16 protein-coding genes are annotated in these 15,742 nt (G+C 72.9%); 11 read left to right on the top strand and 5 right to left on the bottom strand.

Annotation, left to right across the window (positions count from 1 at the left end):
• Positions 1-49: 49 nt before the first annotated feature.
• Entirely contained in the window at positions 50-1,177 is a 1,128-nt protein-coding gene (locus OG447_RS23100) for a hypothetical protein (RefSeq protein ID WP_266939076.1), read from the bottom strand.
• Positions 1,178-1,433: 256 nt separating this feature from the next.
• On the opposite strand from OG447_RS23100, the gene OG447_RS23095 reads away from it, so the two are divergent.
• From OG447_RS23095 to OG447_RS23060, 8 genes are all read left to right on the top strand, one after another.
• Positions 1,434-2,408: an NADPH:quinone oxidoreductase family protein gene (locus OG447_RS23095; protein ID WP_266940106.1), complete on the top strand. Its 975-nt coding sequence runs from the start codon at positions 1,434-1,436 to the stop codon at positions 2,406-2,408.
• Positions 2,405-3,640, top strand: coding sequence for an acyl-CoA dehydrogenase family protein (locus OG447_RS23090; RefSeq protein WP_266939075.1), 1,236 nt, complete (start codon positions 2,405-2,407; stop codon positions 3,638-3,640). The genes OG447_RS23095 and OG447_RS23090 overlap by 4 nt, the downstream gene beginning before the upstream one ends.
• Positions 3,637-4,758 carry an acyl-CoA dehydrogenase family protein gene (locus tag OG447_RS23085; RefSeq protein ID WP_266939074.1) on the top strand — a complete coding sequence of 374 codons (1,122 nt, stop codon included), beginning with the start codon at positions 3,637-3,639 and terminating at the stop codon, positions 4,756-4,758. The genes OG447_RS23090 and OG447_RS23085 overlap by 4 nt, the downstream gene beginning before the upstream one ends.
• A gap of 27 nt (positions 4,759-4,785) precedes the next feature.
• Positions 4,786-5,028, top strand: a complete 243-nt coding sequence (locus tag OG447_RS23080; protein WP_266939073.1) for a hypothetical protein — start codon at positions 4,786-4,788, stop codon at positions 5,026-5,028.
• Positions 5,029-5,375: 347 nt separating this feature from the next.
• Positions 5,376-5,771, top strand: a complete 396-nt coding sequence (locus OG447_RS23075) for a TRIC cation channel family protein (protein ID WP_266939072.1) — start codon at positions 5,376-5,378, stop codon at positions 5,769-5,771.
• A gap of 16 nt (positions 5,772-5,787) precedes the next feature.
• Positions 5,788-6,318 carry a GNAT family N-acetyltransferase gene (locus OG447_RS23070; RefSeq protein WP_266939070.1) on the top strand — a complete coding sequence of 177 codons (531 nt, stop codon included), beginning with the start codon at positions 5,788-5,790 and terminating at the stop codon, positions 6,316-6,318.
• Between the two features lie 59 nt (positions 6,319-6,377).
• Positions 6,378-6,740 carry a tyrosinase family oxidase copper chaperone gene (locus OG447_RS23065; RefSeq protein WP_266939069.1) on the top strand — a complete coding sequence of 121 codons (363 nt, stop codon included), beginning with the start codon at positions 6,378-6,380 and terminating at the stop codon, positions 6,738-6,740.
• Positions 6,741-6,912: 172 nt separating this feature from the next.
• Positions 6,913-7,776 carry a tyrosinase family protein gene (locus OG447_RS23060; RefSeq protein WP_266939068.1) on the top strand — a complete coding sequence of 288 codons (864 nt, stop codon included), beginning with the start codon at positions 6,913-6,915 and terminating at the stop codon, positions 7,774-7,776.
• A 106-nt stretch (positions 7,777-7,882) separates the two neighbouring features.
• Here the strand turns inward: OG447_RS23060 and OG447_RS23055 are convergent, their stop codons facing one another.
• Complete coding sequence (locus tag OG447_RS23055; RefSeq protein WP_266939067.1) at positions 7,883-8,176, bottom strand: chaplin; 294 nt, start codon at positions 8,174-8,176, stop codon at positions 7,883-7,885.
• Between the two features lie 332 nt (positions 8,177-8,508).
• Between OG447_RS23055 and OG447_RS23050 the strand changes: the two genes are divergently transcribed.
• On the top strand, positions 8,509-9,984 hold the full coding sequence (locus tag OG447_RS23050) for a carboxylesterase/lipase family protein (RefSeq protein WP_266939066.1): 1,476 nt from the start codon (positions 8,509-8,511) through the stop codon (positions 9,982-9,984).
• Here OG447_RS23050 and OG447_RS23045 read toward each other — a convergent pair.
• Entirely contained in the window at positions 9,962-11,233 is a 1,272-nt protein-coding gene (locus OG447_RS23045) for an alpha/beta hydrolase-fold protein (protein ID WP_323181844.1), read from the bottom strand. The two genes, OG447_RS23050 and OG447_RS23045, sit on opposite strands and share 23 nt — an antisense overlap.
• A gap of 241 nt (positions 11,234-11,474) precedes the next feature.
• Positions 11,475-12,161, bottom strand: a complete 687-nt coding sequence (locus OG447_RS23040; RefSeq protein ID WP_266939065.1) for a GNAT family N-acetyltransferase — start codon at positions 12,159-12,161, stop codon at positions 11,475-11,477.
• Positions 12,162-12,301: 140 nt separating this feature from the next.
• Between OG447_RS23040 and OG447_RS23035 the strand changes: the two genes are divergently transcribed.
• Both OG447_RS23035 and OG447_RS23030 read left to right on the top strand, forming a co-directional pair.
• Positions 12,302-13,102, top strand: a complete 801-nt coding sequence (locus OG447_RS23035) for an alpha/beta fold hydrolase (RefSeq protein ID WP_266939064.1) — start codon at positions 12,302-12,304, stop codon at positions 13,100-13,102.
• Between the two features lie 69 nt (positions 13,103-13,171).
• Positions 13,172-13,852 (top strand): (2Fe-2S)-binding protein, encoded by a 681-nt coding sequence (locus tag OG447_RS23030; RefSeq protein ID WP_266939063.1) that lies wholly within the window; start codon positions 13,172-13,174, stop codon positions 13,850-13,852.
• Between the two features lie 60 nt (positions 13,853-13,912).
• On the opposite strand, the gene OG447_RS23025 is transcribed toward OG447_RS23030, so the two are convergent.
• Positions 13,913-15,676, bottom strand: coding sequence for a S8 family serine peptidase (locus OG447_RS23025; RefSeq protein ID WP_266939062.1), 1,764 nt, complete (start codon positions 15,674-15,676; stop codon positions 13,913-13,915).
• Between the last annotated feature and the right edge of the window lie 66 nt (positions 15,677-15,742).

The following is a 15,742-nucleotide window of genomic DNA, read 5'->3' as shown; positions in this document are numbered from 1 at the left end:
CTCACCGCGCCGCCCGGCTCACCGTGCCCGGTGATCGGCGCGAACCCCCCTACGGCTGCGGCAGGTACGCCTGCTTGGTCGCGCAGGTCCAGATCACCGGCCTGTGCTTACCGTTCGCGTTCACGGCCGACCCGCCGACCCGGCCGTCGTCCGACACCGCCTCGGCCGTGCTGGCCCCGCCCGCCGCGAGCCGGGGCAGGGCGAGGACCGGACCGGCGCCGCTCCACAGCTGGGCCTGGTCCGGCAGCGTCTGGGACTCCGGGTGGAACTTGGCGGTCCCGACGCTCACGCCGGTCGTCGGGCTGATCGCCTCGAAGGTGCCGTACGGGTGCGTGTTCAGCATGCCGGGAGAGGTGCCGGGCCCGGTGTGCGGGGGAGCCCAGACCCACGGCTTGTACTCGTGCCAGGGCCCGAGCCAGTCGTACCCGACGATCCGGCCGCTCTCGTCGAGGTCCTGGACGTAGCTCTCCGCGAAGCTGCTGTTGCCGCTGGTGGGCACCAGGGCCTTGGCGGGGCCGCCGTCGGCCGGCCACAGCACCGGATAGGTGCCCTCGCGGTGCTCGCCGGTCTCGGGCACCTCGTAGTCCTGCTTCGCCTGGCCCAGGATGTCGCCCCGGGCGTTGATGGCGGTGACCATCTTGATGCGGGTCCCGGGGTCGGACCCGGCCGGCACCGGCAGCTCGCGGACCTTCTGCCCGTCCTTCCAGACGGTGCCCACCCAGGAGGAGCTGCGGGCGACGACGTGGCCGGCGTCGTTGACGTCGGCCTCCTCGTCCGACCAGTCGCTCCCCGGCAGCGGAGTGACCGCGGCGTCGCCCGCCCGGTAGGTGAACAGGTAGCCGCCGTCGCCGACCAGGCGCCCGACCATCAGACCGTTCCTGTTGACGGCGAGCACCTCACCGGTCCGGGTGGCGTCGGGCAGCGGGACCCGGTGGAGCCTGGTGCCGGTCCAGTAGACGGGCTTGAAGCCCGAGACGCCGACGGAGAGGTTGCCCGCGCCGAGGTCCAGGACGCCCTGGGCGGGCCGGGTGTCCGGGTAGTACGCGTCGGGCGTCAGGTGCCCCAGCACCTGGATCCTCGGCGTGCAGTTCGCCGGGGCGGCCGTGGCCGGGCCCGCCGCCGTGATCAGGCCGGTCAAGGCGATGGCGGCGCCGGCCGCGGACATGGTTCTTCTCATGTGGTGGTCCCCCCTGGACAGGTGCTGTTCCCCGTTGAGTCATGACACGTGCACGACACATGCTGCCCCATGAGGGACGGAAGTGACCGGAATGACGCATGTTTCTTCCGGGCGCGAGCGCCCTGCTCCTGGCCGTCCGGTGCCGGCTCCCCGGCCCGTCCGGTGCCCGTCCCGGTACGACTGGTTCCCAAGGGGGCAAGCGACCGCTTAGTATGCGCGCGGAGTGTGGTTCCTCGACGGCGGCTGGAGGCCCCGGATGCAGGCTTGGCGCGTACATACCCCCGGCGAACCCCTTGAGGCCATGCGCCTCGAGGAGCTTCCCGAACCGGTGCCCGGCGAGGGCGAGGTGAGGCTCAAGGTACTCGCCGCCAACGTCAACTTCCCCGACGCGCTGCTGGTGCGCGGGCAGTACCAGATCCGGCCCCCGCTGCCCTTCACCCCCGGGGTGGAGATCTGCGGGGAGACCGAGGACGGCCGCCGCGTCATCGCCAACCCGAGCCTGCCGCACGGCGGTTTCGCCGAGTACGTCACCGCACCCGCCCGCGCCCTGCTGCCCGCTCCGGAGGCCCTCGACGATGCCGAGGCCGCAGCCCTGCACATCGGCTACCAGACCGGATGGTTCGGCCTCCACCGCCGCGCCCGCCTCCAGCCCGGCGAGACCCTCCTCGTGCACGCCGCCGCCGGCGGGGTCGGCAGCGCAGCCGTCCAGCTCGGCAAGGCCGCCGGAGCCACCGTCATCGGGGTCGTCGGCGGAAAGGCCAAGGTGCGCACCGCCGAGGAACTCGGCTGCGACCTCGTGATCGACCGCACGGCCGAGGACCTCGTCGCCCGGGTCAAGGAGTTCACCGGCGGGCGCGGCGCCGACGTCGTCTACGACCCGGTCGGCGGCGACGCCTACACCGCCTCCGCGAAATGCGTGGCCTTCGAGGGCCGGATCGTCGTCGTCGGCTTCGCCAGCGGCACCATCCCCGCCCCCGCCCTCAACCACGCGCTGGTGAAGAACTACGCCGTCCTCGGCCTGCACTGGGGGCTGTACGCGGCCAAGGACCCCGCCGCGATCCTCGCCTGCCACACCGAACTGACCCGGCTCGCCGCCGAGGGCGTCATCAAGCCCCTCGTCAGCGAACGCGTCCCGCTCGCCGCCGCGGCCGACGCCGTGCAGCGCCTCGCCGACGGGACCACCACCGGCCGCCTGGTCGTCGTACCGTCCCTGGACGGAGGCTCCCGATGACCGGCACACCCGGTACTCCCGGCACGCCCGCTGCGTCCGGCGCGAGCGTCACCGCCGAGGAACTGCGCACCCGCGTACAGGACCTGCTCGCCGCGCACCCGCCCGCGAACACCCCCCGCGAGGACTTCCTGCGCGCCCGCTTCGACGCCGGACTCGCCTGGGTCCACTACCCCCAGGGCCTCGGCGGACTCGGCGCCCCCCGCTCCCTCCAGGTCGTCGTCGACGCCGCACTGGAAGCCGCCGGAGCCCCCGACAACGACCCGCGCCGGATCGGCATCGGCCTCGGCATGGCCGCGCCCACCATCCTCGCGTACGGCACCGAGGAGCAGAAGCGCCGCTTCCTGCGCCCCCTGTGGGTGGGGGAGGAGGTCTGGTGCCAGCTGTTCAGCGAACCCGGCGCCGGATCCGACCTCGCCGCCCTCGGCACCCGGGCCGTCCTCGACGAGTCCTCGCACGAGTGGGTGGTGGACGGCCAGAAGGTGTGGACCTCCAGCGCCCACACCGCCCGCTGGGGCATCCTCATCGCCCGCACCGAACCGGGCCTGCCCAAGCACCAGGGCATCACCTACTTCCTCTGCGACATGCACGCCCCCGGCGTCGAGGTCCGCCCGCTGCGCCAGATCACCGGCGAGGCCGAGTTCAACGAGGTCTTCCTCACCGGCGTACGCGTGCCCGACGGCCACCGCCTCGGCACCGTGGGCCAGGGCTGGGCGGTCGCCCGTACCACCCTGATGAACGAGCGCGTCTCGATCGGCGGCATGCGCATCCCGCGCGAGGGCGGCATGATCGCGCCGGTCGCCGCCGCCTGGCGCGAGCGCCCCGCCCTGCGCACCCACGCCCTCCACCAGCGCCTGCTCGAACTGTGGGTCGAGGCCGAGGTCGCGCGTCTGACCGGTGAAAGGCTGCGCCAGCAGCTCGCCGCCGGCGCCCCCGGCCCCGAGGGGTCGGGCATGAAGCTCACCTTCGCCCGCCTCAACCAGGAGATCAGCGGACTGGAGGTGGAACTCCTCGGCGAAGAAGGCCTGTTGTACGAGGACTGGACCATGCGCCGCCCCGAACTGGTCGACTTCACCGGCCGCGACGCCGGCTACCGCTACCTGCGCGCCAAGGGCAACAGCATCGAGGGCGGCACCAGCGAAATCCTCCTCAACATCGTCGCCGAACGCGTCCTGGGCCTGCCCTCCGAGCCGCGCGACGACAAGGACCTCGCCTGGAAGGACCTGGCCCGATGACCAGCCCGAGCACCCCGTACGACCTGCTCTACTCCGAGACCGAGGAGGAACTGCGCGCCGCCGTGCGGGCCCTGCTCGCCGACCGCTGCGACGCCGCGAGCGTCCTCGCGCGCGCCGAGAGCGGACGCCCGCACGACCCGGCGGTGTGGCAGACCCTCGCCGCCGGGATCGGGGCGGCCGGCCTGCTGGTGCCCGAGAAGCTGGGCGGCCAGGGCGCCGGCCACCGCGAGGCGGCCGTGGTCCTGGAGGAGCTGGGCCGGGCCGTCGCCCCGGTGCCCTACCTGACCAGCGGGGTCCTCGCCACGGAGATCCTGCTCGGGTGCGAACCGTCCTCGCCCGAGCTGACGGCGCTGCTCAGGGAGGTGGCCTCCGGCCGGCAGGTGTGCGTACCCGCCCTCCCGCTGACCCTGGCCCCCGGCGCCCCCCTGCCGGCCGGCGTACGGGACACCGGCGGCGGGACCCTGACCGGCGCCGTCAGCTCCGTCGCCGACGCGGTGGCCGCCGACGTCCTGCTGGTGCTCGCCGACACCGGGCTGTACGCCGTCCCGGCGGCCGAGGCCGCGCTGACCGAGCCGGTCTCCCTGGACCTCACCCGGCCGGTCGCCACCGTCACCCTCGACGGGGCTGCGGGCACCCGGCTGGCCGACCCGGGCGTCGCGCGGGCCGCCGTCGCGGGCGCCCTGCTCGCCGGAGCCGGACTCCTGGCCTCGGAACAGCTCGGCCTGGCGGAGTGGTGCCTGGCGGAGACGGTCGCCCACGTGCGGACCCGGCACCAGTTCAACCGGCCCGTCGGCTCCTTCCAGGCCCTCAAGCACCGCCTCGCCCGGCTCTGGCTCGACGTGGCCTCCGCCCGCGCGGCGGCCCGCGCCGCCGCCGACGCCCTGGCGACGGGAGCCGCGGACGCGCCGCTCACCATCGCGGTCGCCCAGGCATACTGCTCCGGGGTCGCCGTCCGGGCCGCCGAGGAATGCGTACAACTCCACGGCGGGATCGGCATGACCTGGGAACACCCCGCCCACCTCTACCTCAAGCGGGCCAAGGCCGACTCCCTGGCCCTGGGCACGGCGGGCCACCATCGCGGCCTGGTGGCGGACTTCGCGGAACTCCCGGCGCCGTAAGCCCTGAACCCCCTGAACCGAAAGCGAGTGGCAGTGGCCGTACTGGTCTACTTCCGGAAGGTCTCCGAGGACGCGGAGCGGGTCACCTACGCCTTCGGGGGCGACCCGGACGCCTTCACGCGCCGGCTGGCCATGGCCGTCGCGGGGTCGCGCACGGCGGTGCCCGACGACGGCCGCGTCGACCACTTGTTCCTGAAGGCGTCGCGGAAGATCAACGCCATGCGCGAGGAGTCCGGCCGCTGGCCTGAGCGCGGGATGAGCGCCAGCTGACCGCAAGGTGCCGGGACGCCGGGACGCCGGGACGTAGGGACGTAGGGACGCCGGGGGGCCGGGACGTAGGGGCGCCGAGGCGTTGGGACGCCGGGACGTAGGGGCGCCCGGCCCCAGCGGACGTGCCCCGTCCGCCGTCGGTCCGGGCCCGACCCGTCGGCTGTACGGCCGGAGCCCGACCCGGTGGGCAAGCCGGGTGCGTAGGCCAGGTGCGTAGGCCGGGTGCGCAGGGCCTGTTGGGCCGGTCCGGCGGGCCGAGGCCGGTGGGGTCGTCGGCGAGCCCGCCGCAGGCGAACCGGCCGAACGGCCGATGCGGGGCCGGGGTGGGGTGGGGCAGCCTCTACGGGTTGCCCTTCCGCCCCCTGCGCCGCCGGGAGCTCCCGCAGCGCACCCTGAAGGTCGTCGACGCCCTCGGCCTCGCCGTCGCCACCGTCATCGGGGCCCGCGCGGCCATCGACGCCCAGGTCACGCCCGTGGCCGTGCTGATCCTCGCCGTCCTGACCGGCGTCACCGGTGAGGTGGTCCGCGACGTGCTCTGCGGCGAGTTCCCGCCGCTGCTGCTCCGCGAGGAGGCGTACGCGACCGCCGCACTCGCCGGCGCGGCCGCCTACCTCGGACTCCACTGGGCCGGGGCCTCGGACACGCTCGCCATCTCCGTCTCCGCGGGCCTCGTCTTCGCGCTGCGCATGGCCGCGGTCTTCCGCGACCTGCACCTGCCCCACCTGCGACGCGTCCCAGGCTGATCCCTATGCTCGCCGCATGACGGCCCTTATCACCCCGCTCGACGCCGCCGGACTGCGCGCCCACCGCGAGGAACTCGCCGCCCTCCTGATCGCCGTCGTCGAGGCCGGCTCCTCGCTCGGCTTCCTCGCCGGACTCGACCACGAAGGCGCCGCCGCCTGGTGGGACTCCCTGCTGCCGGCCGTCGAGGAGGGCTCCCTCGTGCTGTGGGTCTCCCGCACCGGCGGCGACGGCCGAATCGACGGCACCGTCAGCTGGTACCGGGAGTCCAAGCCCAACGGCCGCCACCGCGCCGAGCTGCGCAAGCTCATGGTCCACCCGGCCGCCCGCGGCCGGGGCACCGCGCGGGCCCTGCTCGCCGAGGCCGAGGCGGCCGCCGCCCGTGCCGGGGTGGTGCTGCTGTTCCTGGACACCGAGACCGGCAGCGGCGCCGAGAACGTCTACCTCCGCGCGGGCTGGACGGAGGTCGGCACCATCCCCGACTACGCCACCGATCCGGCCGGCCGCCTGCGACCCACCACGCTCTTCTACAAGCACCCGCAAGGGTGACCTCGCCCGCCGCTCGGCGTTAGACCCGTAGCCGCCGGCCACCGAGCGAGGGAGACCGTATGTACGCCGCACCCGCCGCACCACTGACCCGCCGCACGGTGCTGCGTTCGGCCTTCACCGCGGCCGTGCTCGCCGGTACGGCCGCCGCCCTGGCACCCGTACTGCGCGCGCGGCGCCCCCGGCAGACGCTCACCCCGGCCCCGCTCGCCGAGGAGACGTACCGGGGCCGGCACATCGCCGTCGACCAGGCCGGCGTCCGTATCGACGGCCGCCCGCTGCACGTCATGCGCCGGGCCGACGGCAGTTTCCTCAGCGGGATCAACCATTTCCAGTCCTATCCCACGCGGCTCGAACTGGCCCGCGCCGCCGTCGACGAACTGGGCACCGCCCAGCTGGCGACGGCCGCCCCGCACCACGGCTAGGGGGTGTCTTGCCGGTCAGGCCGGGCCCGGGGCGTCCGGCGCCGCGCCTCGCGGCGTTCTCGTCGGTCGCCGACGCTCCGCGTCGACTCCCTCCTCGGCCTTGCGATCCACGGCACCAGACGCCCCGGGCTGATCCGGCCTGACCGGCAAGACACCCCCTAGGAGCCCCGCGTTGTACACCCGGCAGAACCAGAAGAACCTGACCAGCGTCCAGAAGAAGCGCTTCACGGCGGCCTTGCTGGAGCTCAAGCGCGACGGCACGTACGACCGGTTCGTGCAGACGCACGACAAGTACTTCGTGCCCGACCGCGACCGGAAGCTCCGCGTCGGGCACATGTCCCCGTCGTTCTTCCCCTGGCACCGGTGCTACCTGCTGGACTTCGAGCGGCATCTCCAGAGGGTGGACCCGGGTGTCTCGATCCCCTATTGGGACTGGACCACCGACACCAGCCCCGTCTCCTCGCTCTGGGCCGACGACTTCCTCGGCGGCACCGGACGCGCCTCCGACCGGCAGGTCATGACCGGTCCCTTCGCCTACGAGAAGGGCAACTGGACCGTCACGGTGGGCCTCACGGAGTCCCGCTTCCTCACCCGCAACCTGGGACGGCCGCAGAATCCGATCAAGCTGCCCACCCCGGCCGAACTCCAGTGGGCGATCGACGACCCCGTCTACGACACCTCGCCCTGGGACTCCACCGCCACCGCCGGCGGTTTCCGCAACAAGCTGGAGGGCTGGGCCGCCCCCAAGAGCGAGCGCTGGCGCAACCACAACAAGGTGCACCAGTGGATCGGCGGCCACATGACGGGCGGCGCGGCGCCCAACGACCCGGCGTTCTGGCTGCACCACGCCTTCGTGGACCTGGTCTGGGACCGCTGGCAGCAGAAGCACCCCGCCTCCGGCTATCTGCCGGGCGCCCCGCTCCCGTACGGGGACCTCCAGCGCGGCCGTGTGATCGCCCTGGACGAACCGATGCCCCCGTGGGACATCACCCCGCGCGAGATGCTCGGCCACCGGGGCTTCTACCGCTACGAATGACCCGTCATCCGCCCGATGGCCCATCGCACGTGGCACGTGGCACGTGGCACGGGAAAGGGCCCCCGCCGGTGGCGGGGGCCCTTCAACCGGTCAGCCGGTCATGCGATCAGTGGCCGTAGCCCTCGGTGTGGTGCTCGTCGGTGTGGTGCTTGTCGCCGCCCGAGGCGTTGACACAGGTGTTGCCGAACGCCGGGTTCAGCAGAGCGATCACGTTGACGGTGTTGCCGCAGACGTTGACCGGGACGTGGACCGGAACCTGGAGCAGGTTGCCCGACAGGACACCGGGGGAGCCGACCGCCGCACCGTGCGCTCCGGCATCGGCGACGGCCAGACCCGCACCGGCGGCCACGGCGGTACCGGCGACAGCGGTGATGGCGAATGCCTTCGCGATACGCGACATCAAGATCTCCTCGAAAGGTATGGGGCGCCACAGAATCTGCGGCATTTGACATGGCATACAACGCAGCGATGGCCCAGGGGTCACGGCCCGTGCGCCTACCTGGTGACAGCACATCGCACGGACAGCCGAGTACGGCCCCTCCGAGGGGCGGTCGGACAGGCGCCGAGCCGGTCCGGAGGAGGATGCGTACGGTGTGGTGGACGGGCGGATCACCTGCCCGTCCCGCCCGGCCTTGCCCGGCCCGGGCACGGCCGCGCCTTGTCACCCGTTGGACGGCTGTGCGACCGTGCGCGCACGGCGCAGGTGCCCGTGCCGGATCCAGGAGGACACAGATGAGCGCAGCGGGCGGCGGCCGCCCCCGGGTCAGGACCGGGTCCGGCGTGGTCGAGGGACGGACCGGGGCCGACGGGACCGCCGTGTTCCGGGGCATCCCGTACGCCGCCCCGCCCGTCGGCGCGCTCCGCTTCGCCGCGCCGGCGCCCCCGGCCGCCTGGGACGGCGTACGCGACGCGGGGAGCTACGGGCCCACCGCGCCCAAGGTCCCTTACCCGGAGCCCTTCGCGTCCCTGCTCTCCGACCCGGAGATCCCCGGGGACGACTGCCTGAACGTCAACGTGTGGACCCCCGATCCGGCGCCCGGAGCCCGGCTGCCCGTCATGGTGTGGATCCACGGCGGGGCGCTCACCCGCGGCTCCTCGGCCGTGCCCGTCTACGACGGCTCGGCCTTCGCCCGCGACGGGGTCGTGCTCGTCTCCTTCAACTACCGCCTCGGAGTGCTCGGGTACGGGCTCTTCCCCGACGCGCCGGCCAACCGCGGCCTGCTGGACCAGATCGCCGCTCTGGAATGGGTCCGGGACAACATCGGGGCCTTCGGCGGCGACCCGTCGCGCGTCACCGTCTTCGGCGAGTCCGCCGGAGCCATCAGCATCGGCTCCCTCCTCGCCGCCCCGCGCGCGGCCGGGCTCTTCGCCCAGGCCGTCCTGCAGAGCGGGGCACCCGAGGTGCTGCCCCGGGACCGGGTCCGCACGATCGTCCGCCGGATGGCCTCGCTGCTCAAGGTGGAGGCCACCGCCGAGGCCTTCATAGCCACCGGCCTGCCCGCCCTGCTCGCCGCCCAGGCAGCCGTGCTCCGCCGCTCCGGCCCGCTGCTCGGCACGGCCGCCTTCGGCCTGGTCACCGACCCGGAAACGGTCCCCCGCGACCCCCTCGAAGCCCTGGCGGGCGCGGGCGGCCCGGCGGCCTCGGGCGGCGTGCCGCTGCTGCTGGGCTGGACCACCCAGGAGCACCGGCTCTGGCTCGCCCCCACGGGCGCCATGCGGCTGCTGGACCGGCTGGGCCCGCTTGCCGTGACCCTCGCCCGCCTGCGCGGCGGCAAGGACCGCGCCGCCGTACGGGCACTGCGCGCGGGCCTGCCCGGTGCGGGCCCGGCCGAGCTCGCCGGGAACCTGCTCGCCGACCGGCTGCTGCGCGACCCGCTGCGGCTGCTCGCCGGAGCGCGACGGGCCGCGCCGAGCTTCGTCTACGAGTTCGGCTGGCCCTCCGGGATCCCGGGGCTCGGGGCCTGCCACGCCCTGGAGCTGGGCTTCGTCTTCGACACGCTCGACGTCCCGGAGAGCGCGTGGCTGGCGGGGCCGGACGCCCCGCAGGCGCTGGCCGAGGAGATGCACGCGGCCTGGGTGGCCTTCGCCGTGACCGGCGACCCGGGCTGGGCGTCCTGGAACGGCAACGGCCCGCCGAAGGTGTTCGGCGGGCCGGAGCTCAAGGGGGAGGCGGAAGCCTCGTCCGCTACTCGACGGGTCCTTCCATGACCTTGCTGATGAACTGGATCGGCCCCTCGCCCATGCTCGGGACGTAGGTCTTGGCGTTGTGCTGACCGCCCTTGATCACCCTCAGGTCGGTGTGGACGGGCCCCTTGTTGCCGAAGGTGGCGATGAACTTCTGCACGTCCGGCAGGGTCTTCTTGTTGTTCTCGCTGTCCCCGACCTGGAAGGCCAGGTACACGTCCGGGCCCTTGCGGTCGATGAGCTGCTTCGCCAGGACCTCCGGGTTGTTCTCGGCCTTCTCCTTGTCGTGGCCCTTCCACAGGGAGGAGTCCGGGACGATGTCCGGGCCGGAGGCGATCACGGCCTTGAACTTGTCCGGGTGCTTGAGCACCGCCTTCAGACCCGCGAACCCGCCGGTGGAGGAGCCCATGAAGGCCCAGCCGTCACGGGACTTGACAGTGCGGAAGTTCGCCTTCACCAGGTCCGGGACGTCCTCGGTCAGCCACGTGCCCATCTTGGGCTGGCCGGGTATGTCGGAGCCGTCCCAGTAGATCCCCTTGTCGTCCGGCCCTGGGTTGAGCACCGGCATGACCAGGATGAAGGGCTTGCTCTTGCCCTCGGCGTACCACTTGCTGATGCTGGTCTGGAGGCCCAGGTCGGTGCCCATCCAGTAGTTGCTCGGGTAGCCGGCACCGCCCGGCAGGGCGATCATGACCGGGAAGCCGCTCTTCGCGAACTTGGGGTCGTTGTACTCCTTGGGCGCCCAGACCCACACCTTGCCCTTGAAGCCCGACTTCTTGCCGTCCAGCGTGGTGACCGCTACGTGCGTGCCGTCGGGCAGGGTCATCGAGTTCTTGAACTCGGCCGCCGGGCCCGTGGGCATCAGCATCTTGGAGCTCGACGACTGCTGCGCGGCGCCATCCGGCTTGCCGTCACCGCCGGGGGCCGGCTTCCCGAAGGAGACCGCCGCGCCCTTGTCGGTGAAGGGCGGTATCTCGAAGTGGTTCATCACGAGCGCGGCGACACCCGCGAGCGCGAGGACGGTGCCCCCCGCGACCACCCAGCGGCGGACCCGGGACCTGCGCGGGCGCGCGGGCTCGGGCTGCTCCTCCCGGTACTGGTACGGGGTCTCCTGCCCGTACGGCGGCTGGGGCACCCCGTGGGGCTGCTGCCGCCCGTCCTGGGGCCCGTACGGCTGCTGCCCGTACGGGCGCTCGCCGTAGGGCGGCTGCGGCGGCTGTCCTTCCGGCCGGTACGGCGGCTGGTACTGCTGCCCGTCGGGTGCGTACGACATGTGCGGTGGCTCTCCGGCTGGTGCTGCCCCGATGGGGCGGGTGGTCTGAGTGCGTGATCCTTCCGTTCGAAGGATGAACGAAAGGATGCCAGGGTTCCCCATTTTTCCTTTTCTTGGGGTGCCCTAGGGGAGACCGTTGCCGCTGCACGGCAGCGGCCCCCGCCCGGCCGTCCTCGGTGGAGGACGACCGGAACGGGGGCCGCGGGAGAAGTACCGTTACGCCCGGCCGGCAGACCGGGAACTAGGCGGGGATCAGGGTCCGTCGGCGCCGCTTGCGCTGCGCGCCGGCCGACAGCCTCAGCTCGATGATCGACCGTACGGCCGGCCACTCCTCGTCGAGGACCGAGTAGAAGGCGGTGCTGCGGACCGCGCCGTCCAGCCCTCGCGAATGGGCCCGGCGGACCCCCTCGCTGGTGAAGCCCAGTCGTTCCATCGCGGCCCGGGACCGTCCGTTGCGGGCGTCGGCGCGCAGCGAGATGCGCCGCACCCCCCAGGTTTCGAAGGCATGGCGGAGCATGAGCAGCTTCGCCTCGGTGTTGATGCCGGTGCCCTGGGCGCTCGGGGACAGCCAGGTGTTGCCGATCTCGGCGGCATCGGGGATCGCCGTCGCCGGATCGCCGAACGGGACCCCCGGCACGGCGGGCCACACCAGCGGCCCCTGCCAGTAGTCGAGCTCCAGGAACCGGGTCGAACCGACGACCCGGCCGTCGGTGGCTCTGACCACCGCGAACGGGACCGTTCGACCCGCCGCCTGATCGGCGAGGGCACGGTCGATGTACTCGTGGGACGCCTGCACGCCGTGGGGTACGGGAGTGAAGGCGTAAGTCGTACGATCCTCGGCCCCGGCCACGGCCAGGGCCTCGGTGTGGTGGGGGGCGAGGGGCTCAAGCCGCACGGTGCGGCCGGCGAGGAGTACGGGTACGGGCACGGAGCCTTCGGTCCTTCTGGGCGGTGGGGTGGTTGCACAGTCTGCGTTTCTGACGTCGCCCCCCGTGCAAAACACGAGTGAAAGGCAACAGGCGGTCAGGTGAACGCGAGTGGCTCAATGTAGCTCCTTAGAGTCCTCTCATGAACCCCCAATTTGGCAATGACGCGCCACTGATTTTCGACGACTTCGGTCCCCGCGACGGGGCACCCGTAATCCTGATCCACGGACATCCGTTCAACCGCACGATGTGGGCCCCCCAGACGGCCGCCCTGACGGCTGCCGGCTACCGTGTGATCGCCCCTGACCTGCGGGGATACGGGGAAAGCCCGGTGCGGCCGGGAGTGGTGCTGCTGGCCGACCTCGCGGACGATCTCGCCGCTCTCCTCGGCCGCCTGGGAATCGAACAAGCTGTCGTCGGCGGAGTGTCCATGGGCGGGCAGATCGCAATGGAGACGAGGCTGCGCCACCCGGGTCTGGTACGGGCCCTCGTACTCTCGGACACCTCCCCCGTTCCGGAGAGTGAGGACGGGAAGCAATTCCGCCGCGAGCTTGCCGAGCGGCTGCTCGCCGAGGGCATGGCGCCGTACGCCGAAGAGGTCATCGACAAGATGCTGGCGCCCTACAACGTGAGCGGGATGCCGGAGGCCGCGGCCCGCGTCGGCGCCATGATGCGGGCCACCGACCCCGAGGGCGCCGCCGCCGCGCTGCGCGGCCGCGCCGAGCGCCCCGACTACCGGCCGGTGCTCGCCGGGGCCACCGAGCCCTGCCTGGTGCTGGTCGGCGCGGACGACGTCTACACCCCGGTCGTCGAGGCGGAGGCCCTGCACGCGCTGATGCCGCACTCGGTCCTCGCCGTCATCGAGCGGGCCGGTCACCTGCCGGGGGTGGAGCAGCCGGAGGCCTTCAACCGGGCGCTGCTGGGCTTCCTCGCCGGACTCTGACCGTGCGGCGTCGCCACGGGGCCGGCCGTCGCCCGTTGCCCGTCGGCCGGCACCTGAGATCATGCGGCCATGGACTTCGTGACGGCCGACGTGCTGCGGCAACTGGCCGCTGTCGGCCCCTTCTTCACCGCGCCCTGCGGAAAGGAGCCGCCCGGCCCCGGTTTCCGGCCACTGGCCTCGCTCTACGGGGAGCAGCTGGAGCCGTACGTCGCCGAGGTGGGGCGGCGGCTCGGCACCGGCCCGGGGCGCGTGGCCGCCTCCACCGCGCAGCTCGGGATCGCCTCCCGGCTGTGGTCGCTGGGGCTGGGCTGCGCCGCGCTGGGCGGGCGGGTGCCGGACCTGTCCGCCGACCGGGTCTGGTGGCGGCTGCCCGCCGCGGGCTCGCTGGAGCTCTGGCTGCCCGACCCCGTGGACCTCGCGGCCGAGCGGCTCGGCGAGAACGTGCTGGGGAACCTGGCCGTGCTCGACGCGGGCCTGCGGGAGAGGTTCGGGGTGTCGCCGAAGGTGCTGCGGGGCAATGCCGCGTCGGGGCTGGTCGGATCCCTGCGGGTGCTGATCGACAGGGTCGAGGGGGACACGGCCGTGGCCCTGGCGGCAGCCCTGCTGGCCGAGGGCGGCGCCCTGGCCGGCACCGGCACCTTCGTCCACGAACCGGGGCTCGGGGTGGCCTTCGTACGGCGCAGCTGCTGCCTCTACTACAAGGTGCCCGGCGGCGGCCTCTGCGGGGACTGCGTACTGCGGACCCGCTGACGGCACAGGGCCACCGGGGAGAGGTCCTCCCCGATGGCCCTGCCGTTGGTGCCGGACCTGCTAGAAGGTCAGGTTCCAGGAGTCGATCTTGCCGGTGTCGCCGCCCGCGTTGTCGTTCACGCGGAGCTTCCAGGTGCCGTTCGCGACCTCGGAGGAGGCGTTGACGGTGAAGACCTGGTTGATGTTGTCGGCGCTGCCGCCGGCCCTGTTGTGCACGGTGTAGACGGTGCCGTCGGGGGCCAGGAGGTCCACCTTCAGGTCACCGGTGTAGGTGTGCACGATGTTCACGCCCACCTTGAGGGTGGCCGGGGCGTTGCCGGTCACCCCGCTGACGGTGAGGGGGCTCTCCACGGTGGTGTTGTCGCCGATGGCGAAGTCACCGAGGTTCTCGAAGTACTTGCCGGGAGGCGGGGTGGCGCCGACGGCCTTGAGGGCGTCGGTCTGGCCCTCGCCGAAGAAGCCGTTCTTGGCGGTGGTGCCCTTGCAGCGGCTGTCCGACGGGCAGGCGACGTCGTTGGCCTGGGTGGCCAGCTTGTCGCGCAGCTGCGCCGGGGTGATGCCCGGGTTGGTGCTCGCCAGCAGCGCGGCCACACCGGCCACGTGCGGAGAGGCCATGGACGTACCGCTCATGCTGCCGTACTTGCCGCCCGGCAGGGTGCTGTAGATGCCGGTGGCGTCGCCGCCGGGGGCGGTGATGTCGACGACGTTGAGGCCGTAGTTGGAGTACGAGGCCTTGGCCGTGGTGCCCATCGCCGAGACCGTGACCACGCCCGGGAGCTCGGTCGGGATGTCCAGGCAGGCGTTGGTGATGGTGCGGGTGACCGGGGTCGAGTCGTTCGGGCTCTCGGTGTCGGTCGTCTTGTTGGCCAGGTCGAGGTTGGAGTTGCCGGCAGCCGCGACCTGGAGCGAGCCCTTGCCCTCCGCGTACTCCTGGGCGCGCTTGACGCCCTCGATGATCGCGGCCTGGTCGGCGTTGTCCGGGCAGTTGAACTGCCACGGGTCCGTGTAATAACTGTTGTTGGTGACCTTGAAGCCGTGGTCACCGGCCCACATGAAGCCGCAGACGGTGTTCTCGGCGAAGAAGAGCGAGGAGCCGGGCTCCGCGATGCGGACCGAGGAGATCTTCACGCCCGGGGCCACGCCGATGACGCCCTTGCCGTTCTTGGCGGCCGCGACGGTGCCGGCCACGTGCGTGCCGTGGGTGCCCACGTCCCGCCAGGAGCCGGCGCGGGTGTCCGCCTTGCCGTACGCACAGGACGCGGAGTCCTGGGCGTTGAAGTTCGGCGCGAGGTCCTGGTGCTGGTCGTCCACGCCGGTGTCCAGGATGCCCACCTTGACGGTGGCGGAGCCGGTGGTGACCGCCCAGGCCTGGTCGGCCTTGATCTGAGTCATGTCGACGCGGACCGGCTCGCCCGAAGGCGTCGTCGACTGCGCCGGGTTGGCGGGCAGCGCGGGGTTGTAGGCATCCGCCGGGACGTCCGAGGTACGGGTGGCGCCGACCTGCTGGACGCCGCCCACGCCGCGCATGGTGGCGGCGAAGGAGCCGGACGCCGAGTGGGCGACGATCACGCCGATCGCGTCGTAGTTCGCGAAGACCGTGCCGCCGTTGGCGGCGACGGCGGAGCGCACCGCCGAGCTGTCACCGGGAGCGCTGATCACGAGGTAGGCGCGGGTGCCGGCAACCCAGGTCGCACTCTGGGAAGTCGGCGCCGCGGCCTGGGCGGCGGGAGCCGGGGCGGGAGCGGAGGGGGAGACCGGGGCGGTGCCGGCGAGCGCGGCGGGAGCCCCGAAAGTCAGTGCGGCGCCGAGTGCGGCGGCCAGCACCAGGGTACGTCGAGGTCGGCTGGATATGTGGGGTATCAATGCGTCCTCCGGTGACCCGGTGGGTCG

It is taken from the genome of Streptomyces sp. NBC_01408, assembly GCF_026340255.1.
Lineage (GTDB): Bacteria > Actinomycetota > Actinomycetes > Streptomycetales > Streptomycetaceae > Streptomyces.
Note: the sequence above shows the minus strand (reverse complement) of the source record. Positions and strands in the feature narration are given on the sequence as shown.

What these genes read in the sequence shown, in the direction of transcription:
- OG447_RS23100 (WP_266939076.1), bottom strand. Translation starts at nt 1,177, where the DNA reads ATGAGAAGAACCATGTCCGCGGCCGGCGCCGCCATCGCCTTGACCGGC.
- OG447_RS23035 (WP_266939064.1), top strand. Translation starts at nt 12,302, where the DNA reads ATGAACCCCCAATTTGGCAATGACGCGCCACTGATTTTCGACGACTTC.
- OG447_RS23065 (WP_266939069.1), top strand. Translation starts at nt 6,378, where the DNA reads ATGTACGCCGCACCCGCCGCACCACTGACCCGCCGCACGGTGCTGCGT.
- OG447_RS23055 (WP_266939067.1), bottom strand. Translation starts at nt 8,176, where the DNA reads ATGTCGCGTATCGCGAAGGCATTCGCCATCACCGCTGTCGCCGGTACC.
- OG447_RS23050 (WP_266939066.1), top strand. Translation starts at nt 8,509, where the DNA reads ATGAGCGCAGCGGGCGGCGGCCGCCCCCGGGTCAGGACCGGGTCCGGC.
- OG447_RS23095 (WP_266940106.1), top strand. Translation starts at nt 1,434, where the DNA reads ATGCAGGCTTGGCGCGTACATACCCCCGGCGAACCCCTTGAGGCCATG.
- OG447_RS23030 (WP_266939063.1), top strand. Translation starts at nt 13,172, where the DNA reads ATGGACTTCGTGACGGCCGACGTGCTGCGGCAACTGGCCGCTGTCGGC.
- OG447_RS23090 (WP_266939075.1), top strand. Translation starts at nt 2,405, where the DNA reads ATGACCGGCACACCCGGTACTCCCGGCACGCCCGCTGCGTCCGGCGCG.
- OG447_RS23085 (WP_266939074.1), top strand. Translation starts at nt 3,637, where the DNA reads ATGACCAGCCCGAGCACCCCGTACGACCTGCTCTACTCCGAGACCGAG.
- OG447_RS23070 (WP_266939070.1), top strand. Translation starts at nt 5,788, where the DNA reads ATGACGGCCCTTATCACCCCGCTCGACGCCGCCGGACTGCGCGCCCAC.
- OG447_RS23045 (WP_323181844.1), bottom strand. Translation starts at nt 11,233, where the DNA reads ATGTCGTACGCACCCGACGGGCAGCAGTACCAGCCGCCGTACCGGCCG.